The sequence below is a fragment of the Bacillus proteolyticus genome (assembly GCF_001884065.1).
Taxonomy (GTDB): Bacteria; Bacillota; Bacilli; order Bacillales; family Bacillaceae_G; genus Bacillus_A; species Bacillus_A proteolyticus.
In genome coordinates this window covers 51665-72668 of record NZ_MACH01000093.1, presented here as the reverse complement: position 1 = coordinate 72668, position 21004 = coordinate 51665, and the positions used below count along the sequence as shown (strand labels likewise).

General features: G+C 35.9%; 21 protein-coding genes and 2 pseudogenes. 15 read left to right on the top strand and 8 right to left on the bottom strand.

What is annotated here, in order from left to right; translation table 11 throughout:
- The first annotated feature begins 55 nt into the window (after nucleotides 1-55).
- From BAQ49_RS17160 to BAQ49_RS17125, 8 genes and pseudogenes are all read left to right on the top strand, one after another.
- A complete protein-coding gene (locus tag BAQ49_RS17160; protein ID WP_071746351.1) occupies nucleotides 56-1270 on the top strand; it encodes an MFS transporter in 1215 nt (404 codons plus the stop codon).
- A gap of 97 nt (nucleotides 1271-1367) precedes the next feature.
- Entirely contained in the window at nucleotides 1368-1694 is a 327-nt protein-coding gene (locus tag BAQ49_RS17155; RefSeq protein ID WP_071746350.1) for an antibiotic biosynthesis monooxygenase family protein, read from the top strand.
- Between the two features lie 107 nt (nucleotides 1695-1801).
- Nucleotides 1802-2389 (top strand): hypothetical protein, encoded by a 588-nt coding sequence (locus tag BAQ49_RS17150; RefSeq protein ID WP_071746349.1) that lies wholly within the window; start codon nucleotides 1802-1804, stop codon nucleotides 2387-2389.
- Between the two features lie 78 nt (nucleotides 2390-2467).
- Complete coding sequence (locus BAQ49_RS17145) at nucleotides 2468-3172, top strand: nucleotidyltransferase domain-containing protein (RefSeq protein WP_071746348.1); 705 nt, start codon at nucleotides 2468-2470, stop codon at nucleotides 3170-3172.
- Between the two features lie 208 nt (nucleotides 3173-3380).
- Nucleotides 3381-3800: a VOC family protein gene (locus BAQ49_RS17140; protein WP_071746347.1), complete on the top strand. Its 420-nt coding sequence runs from the start codon at nucleotides 3381-3383 to the stop codon at nucleotides 3798-3800.
- Nucleotides 3801-3939: 139 nt separating this feature from the next.
- A pseudogene (locus BAQ49_RS17135) lies at nucleotides 3940-4165 on the top strand (IS1595 family transposase); the annotation flags it as partial.
- 76 nt (nucleotides 4166-4241) lie between these two features.
- Complete coding sequence (locus BAQ49_RS17130; RefSeq protein ID WP_071746346.1) at nucleotides 4242-4523, top strand: hypothetical protein; 282 nt, start codon at nucleotides 4242-4244, stop codon at nucleotides 4521-4523.
- A gap of 480 nt (nucleotides 4524-5003) precedes the next feature.
- A complete protein-coding gene (locus BAQ49_RS17125; protein ID WP_071746345.1) occupies nucleotides 5004-5507 on the top strand; it encodes a GNAT family N-acetyltransferase in 504 nt (167 codons plus the stop codon).
- A 140-nt stretch (nucleotides 5508-5647) separates the two neighbouring features.
- Here the strand turns inward: BAQ49_RS17125 and lsrF are convergent, their stop codons facing one another.
- From lsrF to BAQ49_RS17105, 4 genes are read right to left on the bottom strand one after another with little or no spacing between them, the layout of a single operon-like run.
- Nucleotides 5648-6430: a 3-hydroxy-5-phosphonooxypentane-2,4-dione thiolase gene (gene lsrF, locus BAQ49_RS17120; RefSeq protein WP_000219780.1), complete on the bottom strand. Its 783-nt coding sequence runs from the start codon at nucleotides 6428-6430 to the stop codon at nucleotides 5648-5650.
- A 6-nt stretch (nucleotides 6431-6436) separates the two neighbouring features.
- Nucleotides 6437-6799 carry a cupin domain-containing protein gene (locus BAQ49_RS17115; RefSeq protein WP_071746344.1) on the bottom strand — a complete coding sequence of 121 codons (363 nt, stop codon included), beginning with the start codon at nucleotides 6797-6799 and terminating at the stop codon, nucleotides 6437-6439.
- Nucleotides 6800-6824: 25 nt separating this feature from the next.
- Nucleotides 6825-8387, bottom strand: a complete 1563-nt coding sequence (gene lsrK / locus BAQ49_RS17110; protein ID WP_071746343.1) for an autoinducer-2 kinase — start codon at nucleotides 8385-8387, stop codon at nucleotides 6825-6827.
- Nucleotides 8387-9319 carry a sugar-binding transcriptional regulator gene (locus BAQ49_RS17105; RefSeq protein ID WP_071746342.1) on the bottom strand — a complete coding sequence of 311 codons (933 nt, stop codon included), beginning with the start codon at nucleotides 9317-9319 and terminating at the stop codon, nucleotides 8387-8389. The genes lsrK and BAQ49_RS17105 overlap by 1 nt, the downstream gene beginning before the upstream one ends.
- A gap of 501 nt (nucleotides 9320-9820) precedes the next feature.
- On the opposite strand from BAQ49_RS17105, the gene BAQ49_RS17100 reads away from it, so the two are divergent.
- Genes BAQ49_RS17100 through lsrB form a run of 4 tightly spaced genes read left to right on the top strand, consistent with a single transcriptional unit; the run spans nucleotide 9821 to nucleotide 14305 of the window.
- Entirely contained in the window at nucleotides 9821-11314 is a 1494-nt protein-coding gene (locus BAQ49_RS17100; RefSeq protein WP_071746341.1) for a sugar ABC transporter ATP-binding protein, read from the top strand.
- Entirely contained in the window at nucleotides 11311-12279 is a 969-nt protein-coding gene (locus tag BAQ49_RS17095) for an ABC transporter permease subunit (RefSeq protein WP_071746340.1), read from the top strand. The genes BAQ49_RS17100 and BAQ49_RS17095 overlap by 4 nt, the downstream gene beginning before the upstream one ends.
- Complete coding sequence (locus BAQ49_RS17090) at nucleotides 12276-13274, top strand: ABC transporter permease (protein ID WP_071746339.1); 999 nt, start codon at nucleotides 12276-12278, stop codon at nucleotides 13272-13274. Before BAQ49_RS17095 ends, BAQ49_RS17090 begins: the two co-directional genes overlap by 4 nt.
- On the top strand, nucleotides 13271-14305 hold the full coding sequence (gene lsrB / locus BAQ49_RS17085) for an autoinducer 2 ABC transporter substrate-binding protein LsrB (protein ID WP_071746338.1): 1035 nt from the start codon (nucleotides 13271-13273) through the stop codon (nucleotides 14303-14305). The genes BAQ49_RS17090 and lsrB overlap by 4 nt, the downstream gene beginning before the upstream one ends.
- A 62-nt stretch (nucleotides 14306-14367) precedes the next feature.
- On the opposite strand, the gene BAQ49_RS17080 is transcribed toward lsrB, so the two are convergent.
- A complete protein-coding gene (locus BAQ49_RS17080) occupies nucleotides 14368-15870 on the bottom strand; it encodes a malate:quinone oxidoreductase (RefSeq protein WP_071746337.1) in 1503 nt (500 codons plus the stop codon).
- 431 nt (nucleotides 15871-16301) lie between these two features.
- On the opposite strand from BAQ49_RS17080, the gene BAQ49_RS17075 reads away from it, so the two are divergent.
- From BAQ49_RS17075 to BAQ49_RS17065, 3 genes are all read left to right on the top strand, one after another.
- Nucleotides 16302-17348: a DUF2332 domain-containing protein gene (locus BAQ49_RS17075; protein WP_071746336.1), complete on the top strand. Its 1047-nt coding sequence runs from the start codon at nucleotides 16302-16304 to the stop codon at nucleotides 17346-17348.
- Between the two features lie 111 nt (nucleotides 17349-17459).
- Complete coding sequence (locus BAQ49_RS17070) at nucleotides 17460-17996, top strand: DinB family protein (RefSeq protein WP_071746335.1); 537 nt, start codon at nucleotides 17460-17462, stop codon at nucleotides 17994-17996.
- A 319-nt stretch (nucleotides 17997-18315) separates the two neighbouring features.
- Nucleotides 18316-18861 carry an NADPH-dependent FMN reductase gene (locus tag BAQ49_RS17065; protein ID WP_071746334.1) on the top strand — a complete coding sequence of 182 codons (546 nt, stop codon included), beginning with the start codon at nucleotides 18316-18318 and terminating at the stop codon, nucleotides 18859-18861.
- Nucleotides 18862-18995: 134 nt separating this feature from the next.
- Here BAQ49_RS17065 and BAQ49_RS17060 read toward each other — a convergent pair whose 3' ends face one another.
- The 3 genes and pseudogenes from BAQ49_RS17060 to BAQ49_RS17055 all read right to left on the bottom strand — a co-directional run bounded on the left by BAQ49_RS17060 (nucleotide 18996) and on the right by BAQ49_RS17055 (nucleotide 20874).
- Nucleotides 18996-19832 carry a COG4705 family protein gene (locus BAQ49_RS17060; RefSeq protein ID WP_071746333.1) on the bottom strand — a complete coding sequence of 279 codons (837 nt, stop codon included), beginning with the start codon at nucleotides 19830-19832 and terminating at the stop codon, nucleotides 18996-18998.
- Between the two features lie 249 nt (nucleotides 19833-20081).
- Nucleotides 20082-20171, bottom strand: a pseudogene (locus BAQ49_RS33620) (BBE domain-containing protein); the annotation flags it as partial.
- A gap of 217 nt (nucleotides 20172-20388) precedes the next feature.
- Complete coding sequence (locus BAQ49_RS17055; RefSeq protein ID WP_071746332.1) at nucleotides 20389-20874, bottom strand: GNAT family N-acetyltransferase; 486 nt, start codon at nucleotides 20872-20874, stop codon at nucleotides 20389-20391.
- Between the last annotated feature and the right edge of the window lie 130 nt (nucleotides 20875-21004).

Genomic DNA, 21004 nt, shown 5'->3' with positions numbered 1-21004 from the left:
TACAACGAGAATGTACATAAAGGGAGGAATTTAATAGAAAAGTTGGTGCGTTATAATGGAAAATGTATTGAAAAATCGTTCATTCTTTTTTATGTGGATTGGCAGTGCAATTTCAGAATTGGGCGGGGCTTTCGGGACGTTTTGTAATTCAATTCTTGTATATGAGTTAACAGGATCAAAAACAGCATTAAGTAGCATGTGGTTACTATATTTTATCCCGTCTCTCATACTGCAACTAATAAGCGGACCATTTATAGATAAATGGAGCCGAAAGTGGATTATGATTTTTTCACAATGGATGCGAGCATCTGTTTTCTTACTGCCGTTAGTAATGCTTGTTACTAACAGTGTAGAAGTGTGGCACGTTTACGTTGTTCAAATTATAGTAGGGCTCATTACACCGCTTTATACACCTGCAAGTCAAGCAATTACACCAAGCATTGTAAGTCAAGAGCAGCTTCAAGATGCAAATGCGTATATAGATGGAATGACCCGTCTTATGATGTTTCTTGCGCCAATATTAGGTGGTATCGTTATTAAATTTATTGGAATCAAATTAACAATATTGCTCGTATGTATTTGTCTATTTATAAGTGGGGGATTATTGCTTTTCATAAAAGAAGAAAGGTTAAAACAAGAACTGAGAAAAACGTGGCTAGAACAGTTTCTTCACGGTTTTACATATTTTTTTACAAAACCAATAATCATTTGGCTCGGTGTATTTCTTACTTTCGTACAATTTGGGGTAGGGGTAACGATGGTTACAAACTTGCCGTATATAAAAGACGAGCTGTCAGCGGGATACGCGGAGTACGGCTATTTTATGGCAGGGTTCCCACTTGGCTATGTAGTTGGTTCCATATTAGTTGGGAAAATGAAGTATAGAAGCCGTCGACTACTTATGCTTGGAGGATTGTTCGTAGGGGGACTTACTTACATTTCACTAGGTTTAAATAATAGTATTATTATTGCGATTGTAATCGAAGTAATTGCCGGTATATGTATTGCATTTTTCAATGTTCATAACACGACAATATGCCAACAAACTGTCCCAAGTAATATGATAGGAAAAGTATTTTCAGTGCGACTATTTTTCATACGATCAGCTATGCCATTAGGTGTGTTATTAGGGGGAATACTGAGTGAAATGTGGGGAGTGAGAGTATTATACTTTATCATCGGTGCGATTATATGTGTCACTTCTTTAATAGGGATATTGCTTCCGTATTTTAAATTTTTGGATGAGTCGATTGAAGAGAAGTCTGCATAATTCTAAAAATTTAAAACTTTATAATTGAAAATAATTATCATAATCAATTATAATAGAAGAATACTAGTATTCGTATTACAAAGAGGGAGTGGGATATATGTTTATCGAAACGAAGACATTTACAGTAAAAGAAGGTACATCTGATATAGTAGTACAGCATTTCACTGGAGAAGGTATTATTGAAAAATTTGAAGGATTTATCGACTTAAGTGTACTCGTGAAAAAAGTAAGACGAGGAGACGAAGAAGTAGTCGTTATGATTCGCTGGGAATCTGAAGAAGCATGGAAAAACTGGGAAACGAGTGAAGAACATTTAGCAGGGCATAGAGCGAGCCGTGGTAAACCAAAACCAGATCATATCATTAATGTTGAACATGGGGTTTATTATGTGAAATCATCGAAATCGGCTTATCAGAAGTCGTAAAATATAATTAAAGGTAGAGGATATTTGTTTATTAATAAACAAATATCCTCTCTTTTTGATTTATAGTAAAATATGGATGTGATACATGTTTATTCGTTTAGTTATAAATGGAGGTAAATGAAGTGAAAAAAATGTTACTAATGGCAGCTTTAGCAACGGCATTATTATCAGCGTGTAGTAATAATAATGTGAAAGAAGAAGTATCTAAGAAGGAGGAAGAAAAACATGAAAGCAGTGCAAAAATAGTAGAGCAGAAAGAGTATATCATTATTGATAAGAATTATAATGAAATATTTCTAAAAGATGCTAACTCAAAAAAAGAAGATAGTGTGAAAGTAAGTTTAAGTAATTTAAATCCAACAAAATGGAAGGCGCCTAAAAGAAACGGTATCCTAGATATAGGTGATTATATCTCTTTAGAAAAAGAAGAGGGTAAATATACACCTATATTAGTAAAAGATCTTGTTGGTGAAATAAAGTATGATGGTACAATTAAATATAAAATTTTAGAAGCAACTAATAAATCAGTAAAGTGGTTTCCACTAAATAAAGAGAATAATGGGGGATATGTTCCGCCAGAGATGGTAAAAGTGGTGAATGCACCGAAAATAAAAGCTGGAGATATTGTAACGATTCAAGATAAAACAAAAAGCAGTAAAGACGCAATTGTATATGAACTAACAATTGTTGAATAAGTATGTAGAAGATTATAAGAGAAGTACAATATATTTAGGTAACGAATAACTCCATAATAATATGTTTGGAGGTTACAAATGTTAGAAGCACAAACATCTATTAAACATGAACAACATAAAAAATTAGTGCAAGTAATAGTAGCCGAAACCTTATCTATAGATAAGGTAAATGGATGTATGCTGATCGGATCTGTCGCAAGAGGTGATGCATATCCTGAATCGGATTTAGACTTATATATTCTTTTAGATGACGGACAAAAGAAGAAATTTGATTCTGAAATGAGAGAAGGTATTTTAATTGAATATAAGTATGCAGATTTTAATCAAATTCAATTAAACTTTAAAAACAATCCGATGGAACTATACTCATTTTTAGAAGGGAAATTTTTATTTGATAAAAGCGGTGAGCTGAAAAAGTTAAAGGAAATAGCTAAACATGAATTTGAAAACTACCGTGTTTCTAGTGATAAAGTAAAAGGCATTTCTCATTGGTTACATAGTTCGCTAATAAAAATTCAGTCTGCATTGAAAGCTAACGATGAGTTAAAAGCTTCATACATAGTCCATACGTCAACTTGGACATTATTAGAAGGGATATGGGCTATTAATAACAAACCTACACCGCCAGTGGGATCTGTTTTAAGGTATATTCAAGTGTTGCCTAATAAACCAATCCATTTGGATGCATTACTTAATAAATTATTTTTAGGAGAGACAATAGAGCGCATCTCTTCAGTAATTTTCTTGATTGAGTGGATTTTACTTAATTTGGAGAAAAAATAATATGGCTATAACACTTGTCAACTTATATAGGTAAATCGATACTCCATGTCGAATTGTTCATATGATTGCATTCATTTCGAAAAATGTTCTAGGCTACAGGAAAAAGCATAAGAGTATTAAAAAAGTCTTAGACGGTATATCTTTCCTTACATATGTAAGTTTTATCAATATGAGTATATATACCCTCTGTTTAAAAGGAGATGAGTGAATGAGATTGAATCATTTAAATCTATGTGTTGATGATTTATCAGAAGCGAGGCATTTCTTTGAAACATTTTTTGATTTTCAATTTTTGGAGCAAAAGGGAAAGGCACTTGTAGTGATGAGTGATGAGAGTGGATTTATACTTGTGCTAAGCGATCCAAAAGCATTTAAGGGGAATAAGGAAGTTATGTATCCTGAAGCTTTTCACATTGGTTTTTTAGTGGATACTTCAAATGAAGTTGATCAAGCATATAATCGTTTAGTAGCTGGCGGCATTGAAATAGAAAAGGCACCGTATTCTATGAGAGGTAGTAGTTATGGTTTTTATTTTACAATGTTTAATGGATTGTTAATTGAAGTATCTTGCCTTGACTATAGAGATGGTAAGAAAGTCTCAAAACTCAATAGCAATCATCAAGAGTAATGGTTTGAAGATATATATAGCCCCTTATCCAGTTTGGAAAGGGGCTTGATCATTTTATTCGCTTTTTTAATGGAACACCAAAGCAAAAAATAAACGAATTTTAGTCAAAAATCTGACTTGTGAGACAGCTTCTTGATTAATCTATAATGTAAATGGTCTCCATTTTCGAATGAAACAATGGATAGACCGATTTAAAGGCGTGGTTACAAAAATATTTCGATAACTATCTTGCCTGATTTTTATTTATTGATAGTTGCAGTAACGAAAGCGCTAAACGCAATATAAAAAAGTTTCTCTTATCGTCATTTGTGTATGAAATGATTGATACGTATGAGAGCTTACGTTTATCTAAGTTTATCGTGTAATTGTTCATTCTTATGCAACAAAAAATAATTATCGTTTACTCCTTAAAATGGTAAAATCATATTTGGAGGTATAATTATGAAAAAATTCAGTTTATTATCAATAATCTTGATGTTTGCAGGGATATTATTATTCGGATTAAATTGGATAATAGATGGATATTCTGAGCCGATTGTCCTTTTTAGTTTTATTTCTTTTTTAGTTGGAATTGTACTAAGTTTTATAGCAGTTGCTAAACGGGAAAAAGGAACATTAAAATTCATATCACTTATTTCTTACTTCGTTGTGATGTTTTTAATTACTTGGTTTGAACCATTTCAGGTAATTCGAATTATTACTTGGCTAAAAAATGTCTCTTAACAGCGAAAAAGTCGAAAGTATAAAAACGGGAAACCCTTATAGTTGGGTTCCCCTCTAATTTACTCAATTTTCAACATTAAAATTGAGCAGAGCCAAAAATATAAATATTAAGCGTGAATATAGTAAGGATACACCGGTTATGGCAGCAAATTATTGGGAGTATATCATTATTTTAAGAAGTAGAGAAAGATGTTTTGTATGATAATTGAAAATCTAAAACAAATAAAACCATTAATGAACTAGAGTGTAGTCAACTTAAACCAAATGCTGTAGATTTGAAATAAAGTTTGATAAAAAGGTCTATTTCTTAGGATAATTGCTTATGCATTAAACATCACTAATTTTTTGTATACTGTTGCTGTAAACTTTCGCGAGAGTTGGAAAATAGATTTGCAAATCAATCGGGTTTACAATCTGATGTGGTGATGAGGTGTGAAACTATTATGAGTAGTACAGTGATATGAATAGGAGGTTGACGCTATGACAGCTACATATAAAGATATGGCGTTTCAGTTGAAAACGGAACGACTCGACCTGAATATGTGGGAGGAATCCGATGCAGTATGGCTGAGAAAATTAATTGGCGAACGTGGTGTGGACATGCCAACCATTGACTCTGTTCGTAGCTATCTTATTGAGATGCGCAAGAAAGCAGCTGAAAATGGTATTTCTCTTCTCACTATCCGTAGGCGAGACGAAGGCGATTTCATCGGATACTGTGGATTAATTATCGGTCGTTCCACGCTTGAAGAGCCGGAGATTGCATACGAGTTGTTCCGCAGTGCTCATCGCAAGGGTTATGCGACAGAGGCAGCATCAGCTGTGCTAGAGGCCGCGATTGCTACGGGGCGCCAAAGACTTTGGTCGACTGTAGGCGCTTGGAATGTTGCGTCCTTCCGGGTATTAGAGAAGATAGGATTTAAGCGGCATCACAGTACGTGGGGTGAGCGTGGTGAGATTGTTTGGAACGTACGCGATCTCTAGAAATCTGACCCAATTCAGAACAATAAAAAATGTAAAAGAAAGCCCCTATGTTAGGTTACTCAGTAATTTAACATAGGGGCTTTTCCTTATAGTAAATATTGATTTTGTATATATTTAAGTGTAATAGTCTGTCTTTTACTTTAATTTTTCACATCATCATAAAGTTCCAGCGCTTCTTTCACATTCAATCTATTTTTCACAATGCCATGAATTGCTTGAATCATCGCAGCTGGATGTTCGGATTGCCATATGTTTCGGCCCATGTCTACTCCGATTGCGCCTTCTTGGAGGGCGTTGTACGTAATGTTTAATGCGTCTTCGATTGAATCTAGTTTCGGACCGCCCGCGATTACGACTGGAGCAGGGCATGTGCTCGTTATTTTTTCAAATCCTTCGCAGTAGTACGTTTTAATAATATCAGCACCCATTTCAACACATACGCGGGAGGCAAGTGCTAGAAAACGAGCTTCACGTTTTTGTAATTCTTTCGCAACGGCGGTAATGCCGAGTACTGGCAGTCCGTAATCGTGAGCTTCTGAAACTACGTTTGCGAGATTTGAAACAGTTTGTGTTTCATAGTCTGATCCTACAAAGACAGAAACGCCGACGCCAATTGCGTTTTGTTTTACTGCTTCTTTCACAGGTGTAACAATTGTTTCATTCGCTAAATCTTTACCGACGACGGTTGCCCCGCCTGATACACGCATAACCATCGGTGTGCTGCAGTTTTCAGGAATGCAGGAGCTAAGTACACCGCGCGTTAAAAAGAGGGAATCTGTATAAGGAAGTAAGTTTTTAACTGTTTCTAACGGTTGTTCTAGTCCGTGAATTGGTCCTAAAAAGTAGCCGTGATCTATCGCTAACATAACTGCTCTGCCATCAGGTAAAATTGTGTTTAATCGATTTTTAAATCCCCAAGTCATGTGAAATCACTCCTTCGTTAATGTTGGATTTTCCGTTTGTACAGTATCTTTATTTGGTAAATGTGGTGATTTTATAAAAACAGCTTTAAAAGGTTTGTCAGAATGGTTAATTAGATAGTGAGATTCATGAGGGCGAACTTGTAAGACATCACCTTGTTTGATTGGAACTCTTTCGTTATTCACATAGAAATCTATTTCTCCTTCTAATGCATAGAAGACCTCTTCGCACGTTGTATGATAATGATTTTGAAACTCTTGCCCAGGCTGAATGACGACAAGGCCAAGATCAATATTTGGACCTTGTATTAAATATTTCGGTCCGTTATCACCGAAGCGATATGTGAAATCATTTTCATTCACTTTTAGCATAAAAATCACTCCTTTATGTAATGTGTTACAGTGCACCAGGGGCAATCCACATATGTGATGTGAAACCTTTATCGGCTAAAGAAAGTTGGCTAGCATACACCGATTTCCATGTTTCATAGAATCCTTTATAAATCTCATGATTTTCAGCGTTTGGCTTAAATGTTTTTTCCCACTGTACAAATTGTTCTGCAGTTTCTTCGAGTGATTCATATATGCCTGCGCCAACTCCAGCGGCAATTGCGGTACCTAAAGCAGCGGCTTCTTTTACAACGGGTACTTTAACAGGGATCCCAAGGACATCTGCTAGTATTTGTGGCCAAAGTTTTCCTTTAGCAGCTCCGCCAGCAAAGATTACTTCAGAAGGGAATTTACCAGTGAGAGCTTCAATTAATTTCAAGTTGCCAAGTGTAACGAAGGCCGCATTCTCTTCAATTGCACGAAACATCTCTTTCTTCCCACATTTGTCAGCATCTAAACTCAAATTTAAAAAGGATGGTGCAGCATGTCGCCATGAAATATAATTCATTACATTTGAAAAAGTAGGAATTATGCCATGTGAACCTACAGGAACTTCTTTCGCTTGTTCTTCTAATAATTCATAAGCATCTACACCGAGTTTATCAGCGAGTCTTTTTTCTTCTTGGCAAAAAGCATCTCGAAACCATCTCATAACAAGGCCAGGGAAGAAAGCGATTGTTTCGTATTGCCATAGGTTAGGAATGACGTGGCAATTTACACGAATCGCCGCATTTGGATCAGTTTCTGATTTTGTTATATTTACTTCTTGTTGCCAAAAACTTCCCCCGCATATAAATGTTTGTTCAGGCTTTACAACGCCAGTCCCGAGTGATGCCATTTGAGCATCACCGCCGCCAGCAACGACAGGTGTTCCTTCAAATAACCCTGTTAATATAGCACTTTGTTTTGTGACACTCCCGATTACCGAGCCAGCCTCATTAACTTTTGGTGAAAAGGCTAGCGTAAGTCCACATTGCTCAGCAACCGAGTTATCCCAAACTCTATTTTGTAAATCGAATATACCGGACGTGCATCCATTGGAAGAATCAATTTGCAAACTTCCGCACAATTTATATAAAATCCAATCGTTTAACATCGTAAAGGAATGAATGTTTCTGTATACATCTGGCTCATGCTTTTTTATCCAAAGTAAGCGAGGTAAAGCACCTAATGAAAAAGTTTGACCGGATTTTTTATATAAATCTTCTTCAATTTCGGAACGAATTTGTTTTAGCTCACTAACTTCCGCTGATGCGCGGCCATCAACATTTGCACAAGCCCATATTTCTTGCCCGTTTTTATCGTATAAAACAAAGCCCTCACGCATGCTCGTTGCACTTATACCTTTAATAGAAGAGGGGGACGTACTACTTTTTTGAAGAACATCCTTCGTACATTCTTGAACGAGCTTCCAATTTTCTTTTACATCAAAATTCATAGAACCGGGATAACGAATATCTGATTTATGAATCCATTCTTTTTGACTAACAGCAAGTTGATTACCGTTTAAATCAAAAAGAACTGCTCGAATACTTCCTGTACCAGCATCGTAAGCTAATAGAGTAGACATTAAGATTCACCTTCCTTTCTTAATAAAGAGAGGGCAGTTTCTTCATCAGTAATTAATGTATGAATGAATTTTCCTTTTAAGGCGCCGTATATTGCATCTATCTTTTCTATACCGCCAGCTACACCAACGACATGCTTCATATTTTTAAGAACAGAGAGTGGTGTGCCGATAAGACGATTATGATGAGGAAGTTCTAATTGTTTTCCGGCAGTATTGTAAAATTGTCCTAAAATATCTCCGGCCCCGTTCTGACTACGTATATATGTCATTTCACGTAGTGTTAGTTTTTCTTCTTTCACAATTGTGGCGTCTTGAGATAAGCTACCAATGCCAACTACTGCTGTATGGGCAAGTGAAGCGACGTGAAGCATATCTTTCACACTCGGCTCTGATAGAATACTTTGTGCCATTTCGTTAGTGGATGCTAGAAAAGGGGTAGGAATGATGTGTAGATCTCCTTGAATGTAGTTCAAGTAGTTTTGTTTTCTCGGAATATAATGGTTCACACCGCCTGTAAGGGTAACGATTGAAAGACTCATAGAAGTTTCAAAATGAATGTTTTCTAACATTTTACTTATCGTTTCGCCCCAGCCAATGCCGAGTAAATATCCTTGTTGCAGATGAGTTTCTAAATATTGTGCAGCGGCTTTTCCGAGTGATGATGCATAATCTTCAGTTGGTGTTGGAATAACGAAAGCATCTTTTAGATGGAATTTTTTCATAAGGTCACGTTCGATGCTTAAACAGTGTAAACCAGTACCTTTTACTTGAAATGTGACGATACCTTCCGTACGTGCTTTATCTAACAACCGAACAACTTTATTTCTTGAAATGTGGAGAAGTGAAGCTATTTCTTGTTGCGTTAGTTCATCTTTATAGTAATACCATGCTACTTTTGTTAACAAATTGTCTTCAAAGTTCAGCTGTGACATGCTCTTCATCCCTTTCAACAATTGACCACTGCTTAAACATATGTGTTCGTTATTTTGATTATTCCAGTTGAAAAGATAAAGTGAAACTTTAATCAGTGTGGGGATTCATCCCCCCACTGATTATTAGCCCTCACCAATCGGGCGTTTACGGACAGTTGATCTCCCACCTAACTTCTTTGCTCAAGCTGAAATTTGAGGTGGGAGTCATACTGTCCGTTAATGCGGGATAAATAGTCCGGTGAAAAAAGTGTTCTAGATATGAAAAAAGAAATATACAATGCTACAAAACAAGTAGAACAAAAAATCATCTTCTCAAAAAATGTTTTGGATAAAGTGAAACTTTAATCAGTGGGGGTTTTGTTCATCCCCCACTGATTATTAGCCCTCACCAATCAGGAATTTACTGGCAGTTTATCTCATACCTAACTTCTTTGCCCGAGCCGAATTTTTAGGTGGGAGTTTTACTGCCAGTTAATGCGGGATAAAGGTAGGTGACATCATGTGGAGAACGTGCCCTTATTACAAGTTACAAAGATGAGTAAATCATTTGCAGATCAACTCGTATTAAAAGAAGTCAATTTACAATTAGAGCGTGGAGACGTATACGCTTTAGTCGGTGGAAATGGTGCCGGGAAATCAACGTTAATGAAAATATTAACGGGTTTACATTCATACGATTCAGGCGAGATGTTTGTGAAAGGGGAAGTAAAACAGTTTTCAAACACAGCAGAAGCACATCAACATGGCATGTATTTAATTCCTCAAGAGCCGCTCATTTTTCCTCATATGACAATTGAAGAGAACATTTGTATCGGAATGAAAGCGAAAAAGAAAGAGCTTCGAAATAAGGTTAATAAGTTGCTAGAAGAATTAGGGTGGAACATTCAACTTCATAATCTAGGGTTATCGTTATCCATTGCCCAGCAACAATTAGTAGAAATATTGAGGGGATTAATAAGGGAAGCTGAGATTCTTATTTTAGATGAGCCAACATCGACATTAACAACTCACGAAATTAAGAGTCTTTTTGTGTTGATAAAAAGCTTAAGAGAAAAAGGAATTGGCATGATTTATATTACGCATCGTTTTCCAGAAATCTTTGAAATTGCGAATAAAGTAGCGATTTTGCGTGATGGAATAATTGTAAGTCAAGGTAATGTATCAAATTATACATATGACATGCTAATGGAGGGATTACTGCCGAAAGGATATAAACTTGAGGAGAAGAAAGAAAGTGTGCAGGAAGAAATAGAGTTTTCAGAAACAATATTAGATGTCATGAATGTGTCCGGTTATGCATTTCAAAATATATCATTTACTGTACACGCTGGGGAAGTTGTCGGGATTGCCGGTATCGTTGGATCAGGTAGGACTGAACTAGCTGAATCATTATTTGGATTAAACCCTTTGAAAGCAGGCTCTGTTTTGTTAGAGAGGAAATGCATTACGAAGTATTCGGTACATAAGCGATTAAAGGAAGGTATGGTGTATGTACCAGAAGATCGAGCGGGGAATGGCATTTTTTCAATTGCGACTGTGAAAGAAAATATAACGTCTGCATCTTTAAACAGTATAAGTAGTTTCATTTTAAACAAGAAAAAAGAAAGCGCTTTAATGAATTCATATATAAACCAATTTCGAATTGTTGTCCCTCATATAAATGAAGTGATGACGTCCTTATCAGGTGGAAATCAACAAAAGGTCGTACTAGCAAAATATCTTGCATGTAATCCGAAAGTAATTATTCTTGATGAACCGACCCGCGGTATTGATGCGAAAGCAAGACTAGAAGTATACGAAACTATATTAAGTTTGAAGAGAAAAGGACTGGCGATCATATTAATTTCTTCAGATGTAGAAGAAATTGTTCAATTAGCAAATCGTGTATATGTCATGAGAAACGGAGAATTTGTCTCTCATTTAGAAAAGAAGGAAATTAGTATAGATGAAGTTACACGCCTGGCATATGGAGGAAAGGGAGGTGTAACGGAGTGAAACGTGTATTTAAAATGCATGAGATGTCTATTATTATTTTATTACTTCTTTATATAGCCTTCGTTGGAGTAATGAATCCTAGTTTTATTCATTTTAGCTCATTATCTTTAATGCTGAAATCAAGCGTTATTTTAGTTGTTTTGGCAATTGGTCAATCTTTCGTATTGTTTACGAAAAATATAGATGTATCAGTAGGATCTATTATGGGCTTAAGCGCTGCAGTTTGCGGGATGTTGTTAACAGATGGATACAGTGCCTTTATTTCAATGTTTGCGGCAATTATACTTGGTGCTCTTATTGGTATGGTAAACGGAATTGGCGTTACGAAATTTCGAGTGCCAGCTATCATTATGACATTAGGAATGCTCGGGATTATTAGAGGTGCAATGTTAATATTTACGGGCGGAAAGTGGATTGAAGATATTCCGAATGAGTATAAACAAATTTCTTCTATTATGATACTAGGTATTCCGGTAACCGTATGGACCGTTCTTATCATATTGCTGCTACTATATTTCTTTTTAATGAAAGTACAAATTGGAAGGTTTTTTTATGCGGTAGGTGATAATGAAGATGGTGCAAGGCTTATTGGAATACATGTAGATAAAGTGAAAATATACGCGTTTATCATATCAGGCATAAGCGCTGGGCTCGCTGGATGCATATTCGTAATGAATATTGGGTTCGTTCCAAATCAAACAGGTACAGGGATAGAATTGCAAGTGATCGCTGCTGCTGTATTAGGTGGTATTCATTTAAAAGGAGGAACAGGTTCTATATTTGGAGCGGCATTAGGTGCATTCTTTTTAGAAGTGATAAGCAGTTCACTCGTCTTTTTAAAAATTCCTGCATTTTGGAATAGTGCTATTTCAGGATTTTTACTTTTACTCATCATTATATTAGATAGTGGATTGAAAAAATGGAAGAAACTCCGGCAATTAGAAGAAAGGAGGGTGAATCTATGAGGGGAATACGTAGTTTGTATAGATGGGAAGGGGTTCTTCTCTTATTGCTTCTCGTAGAATTCATTTTCTTTAGTTTCATAAATAGTGATTTCTTAAACATTAGTAACCTCCTTTTTAGCATGAACGATTTCCTCATTATTTCAATTGCGGCTATTCCGATGACATTTGTCATTGTAACTGGCGGAATTGATGTATCAGTAGGATCTATTATGGGGCTTACTTCGATTCTTATCGGCGTACTTTGGATGAATGGTGTGCCTATACTGCTGGCAGTTATCATTGCGCTCGTAGTAAGTTGTATAGCCGGCGGATTAAATGGACTTATTATAAAAATGACAGATGTAGAACCTCTTGTCGTTACACTTGGAACGATGTTTTTATATGCAGGAATCGCTCTTGTTATTTCAGGTGGTTCGGGGGCAACGGGTTATGAAGGAATTAGTGGTTTACCAGATTCGTATGTGCAACTGGCAAATGGTAGTTTTATCGGTATACCTAATTTATTATGGCTCCTTGTCATTTTAACGATAGTATTTACGATATTGTTTCACCATACAACATACGGCCGTCACGCAAAACTAACTGGTGCAAATGAAAGTACGGCGAAATATTCCGGGATTCGAACGAAGAAAGTAGTGATTATTGCATACGTACTTTCTGGGTTAGGAGGTGGATTAGGAGGAGCTTTCTTAACAGCGTATTTCGGTTCTGCTCGTGCTGATATTGGAAGTGAAACGATTTTGCCAATTATTACGGCAGTTGTATTAGGCGGCACACTTATTACGGGCGGAAAAGGGAGTATTATTGGGACAGTACTAGCGAGTATTTTTATAGGACTCATGCAGTACGGTTTGCAAATGACTGGCTTAACGAATGAACAATCAAATGTAGTAATAGGTATTATCCTTATCGTTTCTGTTATTATGAGACATTTCAAATTACAACGATTCACTACGGGGAAAAGACGGAATTTGCATAAGGGGGAAATGTCATGAAGAGAAAACTGGGGATTGTTATTATAATGTGTATTTGTTTAATCGCTTGCTCTAGCCAAACGGCAGATAAGAAAAAAGCAGACGATGTGAAATTTGCGTTCATTCCGAAATTAACAGGAGTGGGCTTCTTCACATCAGGCGGTGAAGGTGCAAAAGAGATGGGGGATAAGTTAGGTGTACAGGTGAAGTATGATGGACCGTCTGAGGCGAGTGTATCAGGGCAAGTAAAATATATAAACAATTTCATTAATCAAAACTACGATGCAATTATGGTTTCATCTACGTCAGTTGATGGTCTCTCGCAATCACTGCAACGTGCAAAGAAAAAGGGGATGACTGTATTAACGTGGGATTCTGATGTGAATCCGAAAGACCGTTCGTTTTATATTAGCCAAGGTACACCAGATCAACTTGCAAATTTATTAATAGAAATGACATCTAAGCAAATTGGAGATAAAGGGAAGGTCGCATTCTTTTATTCAAGCCCAACTGTAACAGATCAAAACCAATGGGTAACGAAGGCGAAAGAGATTATAAAAGAGAAATACCCGAACTGGGAAATTGTAACGACGCAATATGGTGAAAATAATGCACAAAAATCTTTATCAGTAGGGGAGAGTATTTTAAAAACGTATCCGGATATTAACGCAGTAATATGTCCAGATGCAACGGCACTTCCAGCGATGGCGCAAGCTACTGAAAATTTGAAAATGGATAAAAAAGTAGTCGTAACTGGGTTTTCAACGCCGAACGTTATGCGTGATTATGTAAAACGAGGAACAGTAGAGCAATTTGGTTTATGGGATGTTAAACAGCAAGGTGCACTCGCAACGTATGTCGCAAATGAAATTGTTGTAAAAGGGAAGAAGTTAAAAGTAGGGGATAGCTTTGAAGTAAAAGGAATCGGAAAAGTGAAAGTAGAACCAAACTCTATTCAAGGGTATGACTATGAGGCAGAAGGAAATGGTATTATCGTATTACCTGAACGAGTTGTATTTACAAAGGATAATATTGATAAGTATAATTTCTAGTAGAAAATAAAAACGTCCGAATATATCGGACGTTTTTATTATGTCGTTTTTTAATCTATCCGTTAATTGTGAACAGCTTCTTTTTCATTTAACCCAAGTGTGCGTCCTGTTGAAGCGTGAAGATCTTGGAACAATCTTGGATTTTCAGTTAGCGAAATGCCATAAGAAGGGATCATTTCTTTTATTTTTTCTTCCCATTCTACCATGCGGCCTGGGAAGCATTTTTCTAATACTTCAAGCATAACATGAACAGCAGTAGAAGCACCTGGAGAAGCACCAAGTAACGCAGCGATTGATCCGTCAGATGCACTAACAACTTCTGTACCAAACTGCAGTGTTCCTTTACCACCTGCATCAGTATCTTTTATTACTTGCACACGTTGACCAGCAACTACAATATCCCAATCTTCACTTTTTGCGTTCGGAATAAACTCACGTAATTCTTCCATACGTTTTTCATGTGATAGCATAACTTGTTGGATTAAGTATTTTGTTAAGCCCATTTCTTTTACACCAGCTGCTAACATCGTTAAGACGTTATTCGGTTTTACAGAACCGATTAAGTCAAGATTTGAACCAGTTTTTAAGAATTTAGGTGAGAATCCAGCGAACGGTCCGAACAGTAAAGCTTTTTGATTGTCTATATATCTCGTATCAAGGTGAGGTACAGACATTGGCGGAGCACCAACTTTAGCTTTACCATAAACTTTAGCATGATGTTGCTCAATTACTTTTTGATTTTTACATACCATAAATAGTCCACTTACTGGGAATCCTCCAATATGTTTTGATTCAGGAATACCAGTTTTCTGAAGTAGAGGTAGACTACCGCCACCGCCGCCGATAAAGACGAATTTTGCAGTATGGTGTTCGATTTTCCCACTATTCATATCGTGTACTTTCACTTCCCACAAACCGTTCTTCGTACGTTTAATATTTTCGACACTATGTTTGTAGTTTAGCTCGACATTTTTAGTTTTTAAGTAATCAAACAACATGCGTGTTAACGCACCAAAGTTAACATCTGTTCCAGAATCGATTTTCGTTGCAGCCATTGATTCATTAGAGTTACGGCCTTCCATAATAAGTGGAAGCCATTTTTTTAATGTATCAGGATCGTCAGAAAATTCCATTCCTTGGAATAGAGGGTTTTTTGAAAGCGCTTCAAAACGATTTTTTAGAAACTCGACATTTTTTTCTCCTTGCACCAAACTCATATGAGGTAGTGGCATAATAAAATCTTGTGGATTACGAATTAAATTTTTCTTAACAAGATACGCCCAAAATTGTCTTGAAAGTTGAAATTGCTCATTTACTTTTACAGCTTTACCAATATCTATAGACCCGTCAGATTTTTCGGATGTATAGTTAAGCTCACATAGCGCAGAATGTCCTGTACCAGCATTATTCCATTCGTTAGAACTTTCTTCTCCGGCATTTGCGAGTTTTTCAAATACTTTAATTTCCCATTCAGGTGCCAATTCTTTAAGTAATGATCCTAACGTTGCGCTCATAATTCCAGCGCCAATTAAGATAACGTCTGTTTTTTGCTGCATGTTGCTCATGATAATCTCTCCATCCCCTATATTGGCAAAAAAGAGTAGGTGTTTTTATATCTAAGCCGTAAAAAGAAAACACCACCTAGGCCCCACCTAGGTATTTACCTTTTTTGTCTCAATTATATAACCATCTCATACTCTATTATAATAATTAATAGACTAAAATATCTAGTGTTATCTGATAATTTTAAACTATTTAACGCTTTATTTCGCAGAATTCTTCTGTCATAAGGGTAAAAAGCATTGTAGTAAAGCGGAATTTGGAGAAGAATTCCAGTTTGATGTTATCTCAAAAAAACTTACTAATACATTTATTTTTAAGTTTTTATCTTTAGGAATTTGTAAGAATCTGTTTTTATTACATCTAATTTGAAAAAATAGAGTAAAAAACAAATTAATGGTAAGATTATTCTGAAAATAAAACAGGAGGGATACCAATGCTTACAAAAGAACAAATCGCAAACTTTTTTCGGAATTTTTCTGAGAATGAATGTAAAGGATCTAGTGATTTATACGAGTATTTATCAATAAAAATTTCTAAAGATGAGGAAGTTCTTACGTTAGCTTCCTACGCACAACCTGGTCAACCAATCCCAAACTTATTATTAGGTGCAGTCCATTATTTATTGTTAAAAGGAAAAGAACACAGTTTAAAAAGGTATTATTATAGTTTAGTTGAAGATGCTGATACAAATTTTGAAAATGCCTTTCACCAATTTAAAGATTTTTGCCATGTATATCGTGAAGAAATAATTACTTTATTACAAACGAAACTCGTTCAAACGAATGAAGTAAGACGATGTGCTTATTTGTATCCAAGTTTCTGTTACATATTTAATAAAGTGAACAAACCGTTAGCGTTAATAGAGATTGGTACAAGTTCTGGATTACAACTATTTTGGGATCAATATCGTTATTCATATGGAATGGAAAAAGTGTATGGAAATACACAATCGAATGTTCATTTAACCTCTGAAATAAGAGGGGAGAATATGCCGTATTTGCTAAAACAAAGTCCACCTGTCGTAGAAAGAATCGGACTAGATTTACATGTGAACGATTTAAATGATGACGGAGACTATTTATGGTTACGAGCGCTTATTTGGCCAGAACATAAAGAAAGACTGAAACTATTCGATCAAGCAGCAACGCTTGTAAAAGCAAAATCAGTACAATTAATAGAAGGTGACGGGGTAGCACTTCTCCCGGCCATTGCAAATCAAATAAGTGAAGATGCGGTGATTTGTATTTTCCATACACATGTAGCGAATCAAATACCAGAAGGTGTGAAACATACGCTAGAAAAACAAATTAAAGAAATTGGTGCAAAACGTGATGTATTCCACCTATATAACAACATGTGGGATCGGGATCTTCATGTTGATTATTATATTCACGGAAACGAATATTGTGAAACGGTTGGGGAGACGGAAGGGCATGGGAAATGGTTTAGTTGGGGGCTTGGGGATGAGTCGCTTTGTTAATGTAATCCTATAGGATGGGGAACTTTTGTTTTAAAATTAAAATTTTTTGATTAATATGATAATAATTTATGGTAAGTTGTATATAAGGATAAGATAAAAAGGATGATAAGCATGAAAAAGAGACCAGAAGCAAATGAATATAACCCGTATTATTCAACGTACATAAACTTAATACCAGATGGAGATATCATACATATTCTAGAGCAACAAATGAAGGAAACGAATCTTTTATTGAAGGATATTTCTGATAGTGATGGACATTTTAGATATGCTCCTAATAAATGGAGTATAAAAGAAGTAATCGGTCATATTGCGGATACTGAACGTATTATGGCGTATCGATTGCTTTCCATAGCAAGAGGCGAGACAGCAGAACTTCCTGGATATAACGATGATATGTATGTTCTTAGAGCAGCTTTTGATAAGCAATCTATGCAAGATCTTCTTGAGAATTTAACAGTTGTTCGCCAATCTACTATGCATTTGCTTAAAAGTTTAGATAAAGAAGCTTGGTTACAAAGGGGAATTGCGAACAATTCTGAAGTCACGGTTCTTGCATTAACAAACATAATTGCTGGTCATGAGCTTCATCATCGTCAACTTATAAAAGAACGTTATTTGGGTTCTAAGGCATATCCAGCATGTTAAAATATGAAAATAAAAAGAGAATGATTCATAGGGTATTTTTGAATTATTCTCTTTTATTATTCTGCGTATCAGTGGAGTTATAAATGTTTTTTTACAAGGTTTATTCCTTCTCGTTGATGCTAATAGGGGGCACTATATTTGTAATGTAGTTGGTATGTATGTTAGTAGGAAAACAAGTACAATCTCGTTAAAAGGATAATTTTGTTTACATAATATTATTATGTAAACAAAATTAATGAATATACAACTTGTTAAATAGTTAATTATTTTTGATTTTTCAATGGCTGCATAAGTATGATGTTTGTAGGGGGGCGATCATATGAGTAAACACAAAAAAATCATAGCGATTTCAGGCAGCATTAGGAAAGGATCATCCAATACAAACATATTAAAAACTTTGGCCGCATTTATTCCAGATGGAGTAGATTACACTATATATAAAGGAATAGAGGAACTTCCTCATTTTAATCCGGATGTAGATCGAGTGGGAGCACCGGTTGTTGTTCAAGAGTTTCGAAAGGCATTAAGCGAATCACATGCACTGATTATTTGTACACCGGAGTATGCAAAAGGTATACCAGGAGTTTTGAAAAATGCATTAGAATGGCTTGTGTCTTCAGCGGAACTATATAAAAAACCAGTGGCGATCATAACAGCTTCACCGTCAATTGCGGGAGGGGATAAAGCCCATGAATCTTTGTTACTTACACTAGGCATGTTAGATACAGTTGTCGTTCAAAATGGCTCGTTATTAATCCCGTCTGTACGCACTAAATTTAGTGATGATGCAAAAGTTACAGATGAGGGAACAAAACAAGCTCTAATTTCTTTAATTCATAGTATAGTAGACGAAACAAGGGAATAATGATTTATTTTATATAAAGGCAATACTACTGTTAGTTTAAAGTAGTATTGCCTTTTAATTTTCTTTTGGTTGAAATTTTGTAATAACGATTAGGAAATCATGTCACCTATTTTAAGGTTTAGACAAAATATATATTAATTAAGGCTCGGGCTCGCGTCTTTTTTCGTCTTGGTCAAATAAATAACTAAGCTCAAGATTGTTAAGAGGAAGAGTACGCTTGTTCCAACCGTACCGAGACCAAGACCACCGGAATCGTGAGGCTGTGATAAATAATCGCCAAAAGAGGCGCCGAAAGGACGAGTTAAAATATAAGCGATCCAAAAGGCCAACACTGCATTTAATTTGAAGCGGTAGTAAGCGACGGTTACAGCACCAATTAATGCAGCGAATATGAGCGCTGAAATCCAGTAACCTAAGTTGAGACTCTCTGCTACGAGATCACCAGCTGCAGTACCTAAGGCGAAGGTGAACAGGATAGCCAGCCAGTAGAATGCTTCTCGCTTTGTCGTGTAAATAGAGTGAATGGACAATGTCTTCTCACTCGCGTACCAAGCGGCAAAAGTCGCCAGTAGCGCGAGGGTGAAAAAGATGGTGGTCGTCTCTAAAGCGACCCCGAAGTTGTCCGTAAGATTGTCAGTGACCAGCGTGCCGACAACACTAATCAGCAAGACAGTGAGCCAGTAAATCCCTGGAACATACTTCTTCAATCTGAACTGGAAGAACAGTGTGATGAGCAAGAGAGCACTCATAACAAATGTCGTTTTAGTCAAGCCAAAGTTCAAGTTGGTATTTAAGAAGTCCGCACCTGTTTCGCCCACTGTAGTTGCCATGATTTTGATAATCCAGAAGAAAATCGTGACTTCTGGAACTTTGCTCAGCATCTGCCAACCTCGTGATGAAACGGAAGTGACTTCATCAGGAAGAGGGATATTATCTCTATTCTTATTTTGGTCCGTCTCATAATTTTTCATATATGATTCCTCCTTACTAGTTATTTATGTATAAACAGAGTGTAACTAATAAGAATGAGATTCAGATGAAATTAGGATGAAAAGAACATTAAAAAAAGATGAAAAAAGAAATGAAATACATCCAGCATTGAAAAAGAACGATTCTTTCCATAATTTTTATGGAAAGAATCGTTCCTTTTTTGCTAGAAATATAAACTATAAATTTCAGTATCGACTATTAAAAGGGCGGAATACTTTGCGGGAAGTTGAAAATGTGTTGAATTCCTCTCTAGCGGAATTATATTCTGGATTTCCGGGAGTTACGATACGTCCTGTAAGTTCAATATTTTGATTACTCATTTAAGTCTTCTCTCCTTGTCACAAAATAAAATATCTAAAATGTTATTCGTCAGGTGTAAAATCAAATAGAAAAATAGAACTGACTATACGTTATAAGTAAATGAATGAGTGAGGTTGATTATTCCTAGAATGGGATTTTCGGGTCTATCAGGGAATCGAGATAATAAATAAAAGGCAACACTACATGTATCTCAAATGCAGCATTGCCTTAATAAAGTTAAATATATATGCTTAAAATTTCCCCAGGTAATCCATCAATCTCACAAACTACATCTGATGTAAAACCAACATTTATTAATATTTTTCGAGAGGGGATATTATTTGGATCGATAATTGCCTTTAGTACGTTTACATCTGTCTGCTTCGCTATTTCAATTAATTCTCTTGCAATATAACTACCATATCTTTTTCCCCAGTGTTCTGGCAAAATCATATACCCAATTTCAGCTTCTTTTACATTATCTTCATTCACTGTTACATGTCCAAGGCCGATAAATTCATTTGTTGCACTGTCATAAACTTTATAAGACCCGTACAGTTTATGTTTTTCATTGCGTCTTAACAATTTTTCATAGTCATTTTGCGCTTCTTCTAACGGAATGGAGCGCTCTGTAATTTGTGCCATGACTTTTTCGTTCGATACGAGCTGGAAGTATAGATTAAAATCTGTTGCTTCAAATTTTTTGAAATGTAGCTTATGCATATGACTCCTCCAAACTAATTTTCATTTGTTCTTCAGAAAAGATAAACGATAGTTAAATAGTGAATTCTATTTTATTGCCTTCCGGGTCACTAATTAGATATTCACTTTATTAAATTTGCAACCATATTGC

Coding starts and splice junctions, on each gene's coding strand:
- BAQ49_RS17160 (WP_071746351.1), top strand. CDS start 56: ATGGAAAATGTATTGAAAAATCGTTCATTCTTTTTTATGTGGATTGGC.
- BAQ49_RS17155 (WP_071746350.1), top strand. CDS start 1,368: ATGTTTATCGAAACGAAGACATTTACAGTAAAAGAAGGTACATCTGAT.
- BAQ49_RS17150 (WP_071746349.1), top strand. CDS start 1,802: ATGGAGGTAAATGAAGTGAAAAAAATGTTACTAATGGCAGCTTTAGCA.
- BAQ49_RS17145 (WP_071746348.1), top strand. CDS start 2,468: ATGTTAGAAGCACAAACATCTATTAAACATGAACAACATAAAAAATTA.
- BAQ49_RS17140 (WP_071746347.1), top strand. CDS start 3,381: ATGAGATTGAATCATTTAAATCTATGTGTTGATGATTTATCAGAAGCG.
- BAQ49_RS17130 (WP_071746346.1), top strand. CDS start 4,242: ATGAAAAAATTCAGTTTATTATCAATAATCTTGATGTTTGCAGGGATA.
- BAQ49_RS17125 (WP_071746345.1), top strand. CDS start 5,004: ATGACAGCTACATATAAAGATATGGCGTTTCAGTTGAAAACGGAACGA.
- lsrF (WP_000219780.1), bottom strand. CDS start 6,430: ATGACTTGGGGATTTAAAAATCGATTAAACACAATTTTACCTGATGGC.
- BAQ49_RS17115 (WP_071746344.1), bottom strand. CDS start 6,799: ATGCTAAAAGTGAATGAAAATGATTTCACATATCGCTTCGGTGATAAC.
- lsrK (WP_071746343.1), bottom strand. CDS start 8,387: ATGTCTACTCTATTAGCTTACGATGCTGGTACAGGAAGTATTCGAGCA.
- BAQ49_RS17105 (WP_071746342.1), bottom strand. CDS start 9,319: ATGTCACAGCTGAACTTTGAAGACAATTTGTTAACAAAAGTAGCATGG.
- BAQ49_RS17090 (WP_071746339.1), top strand. CDS start 12,276: ATGAGGGGAATACGTAGTTTGTATAGATGGGAAGGGGTTCTTCTCTTA.
- lsrB (WP_071746338.1), top strand. CDS start 13,271: ATGAAGAGAAAACTGGGGATTGTTATTATAATGTGTATTTGTTTAATC.
- BAQ49_RS17080 (WP_071746337.1), bottom strand. CDS start 15,870: ATGAGCAACATGCAGCAAAAAACAGACGTTATCTTAATTGGCGCTGGA.
- BAQ49_RS17075 (WP_071746336.1), top strand. CDS start 16,302: ATGCTTACAAAAGAACAAATCGCAAACTTTTTTCGGAATTTTTCTGAG.
- BAQ49_RS17070 (WP_071746335.1), top strand. CDS start 17,460: ATGAAAAAGAGACCAGAAGCAAATGAATATAACCCGTATTATTCAACG.
- BAQ49_RS17065 (WP_071746334.1), top strand. CDS start 18,316: ATGAGTAAACACAAAAAAATCATAGCGATTTCAGGCAGCATTAGGAAA.
- BAQ49_RS17060 (WP_071746333.1), bottom strand. CDS start 19,832: ATGAAAAATTATGAGACGGACCAAAATAAGAATAGAGATAATATCCCT.
- BAQ49_RS17055 (WP_071746332.1), bottom strand. CDS start 20,874: ATGCATAAGCTACATTTCAAAAAATTTGAAGCAACAGATTTTAATCTA.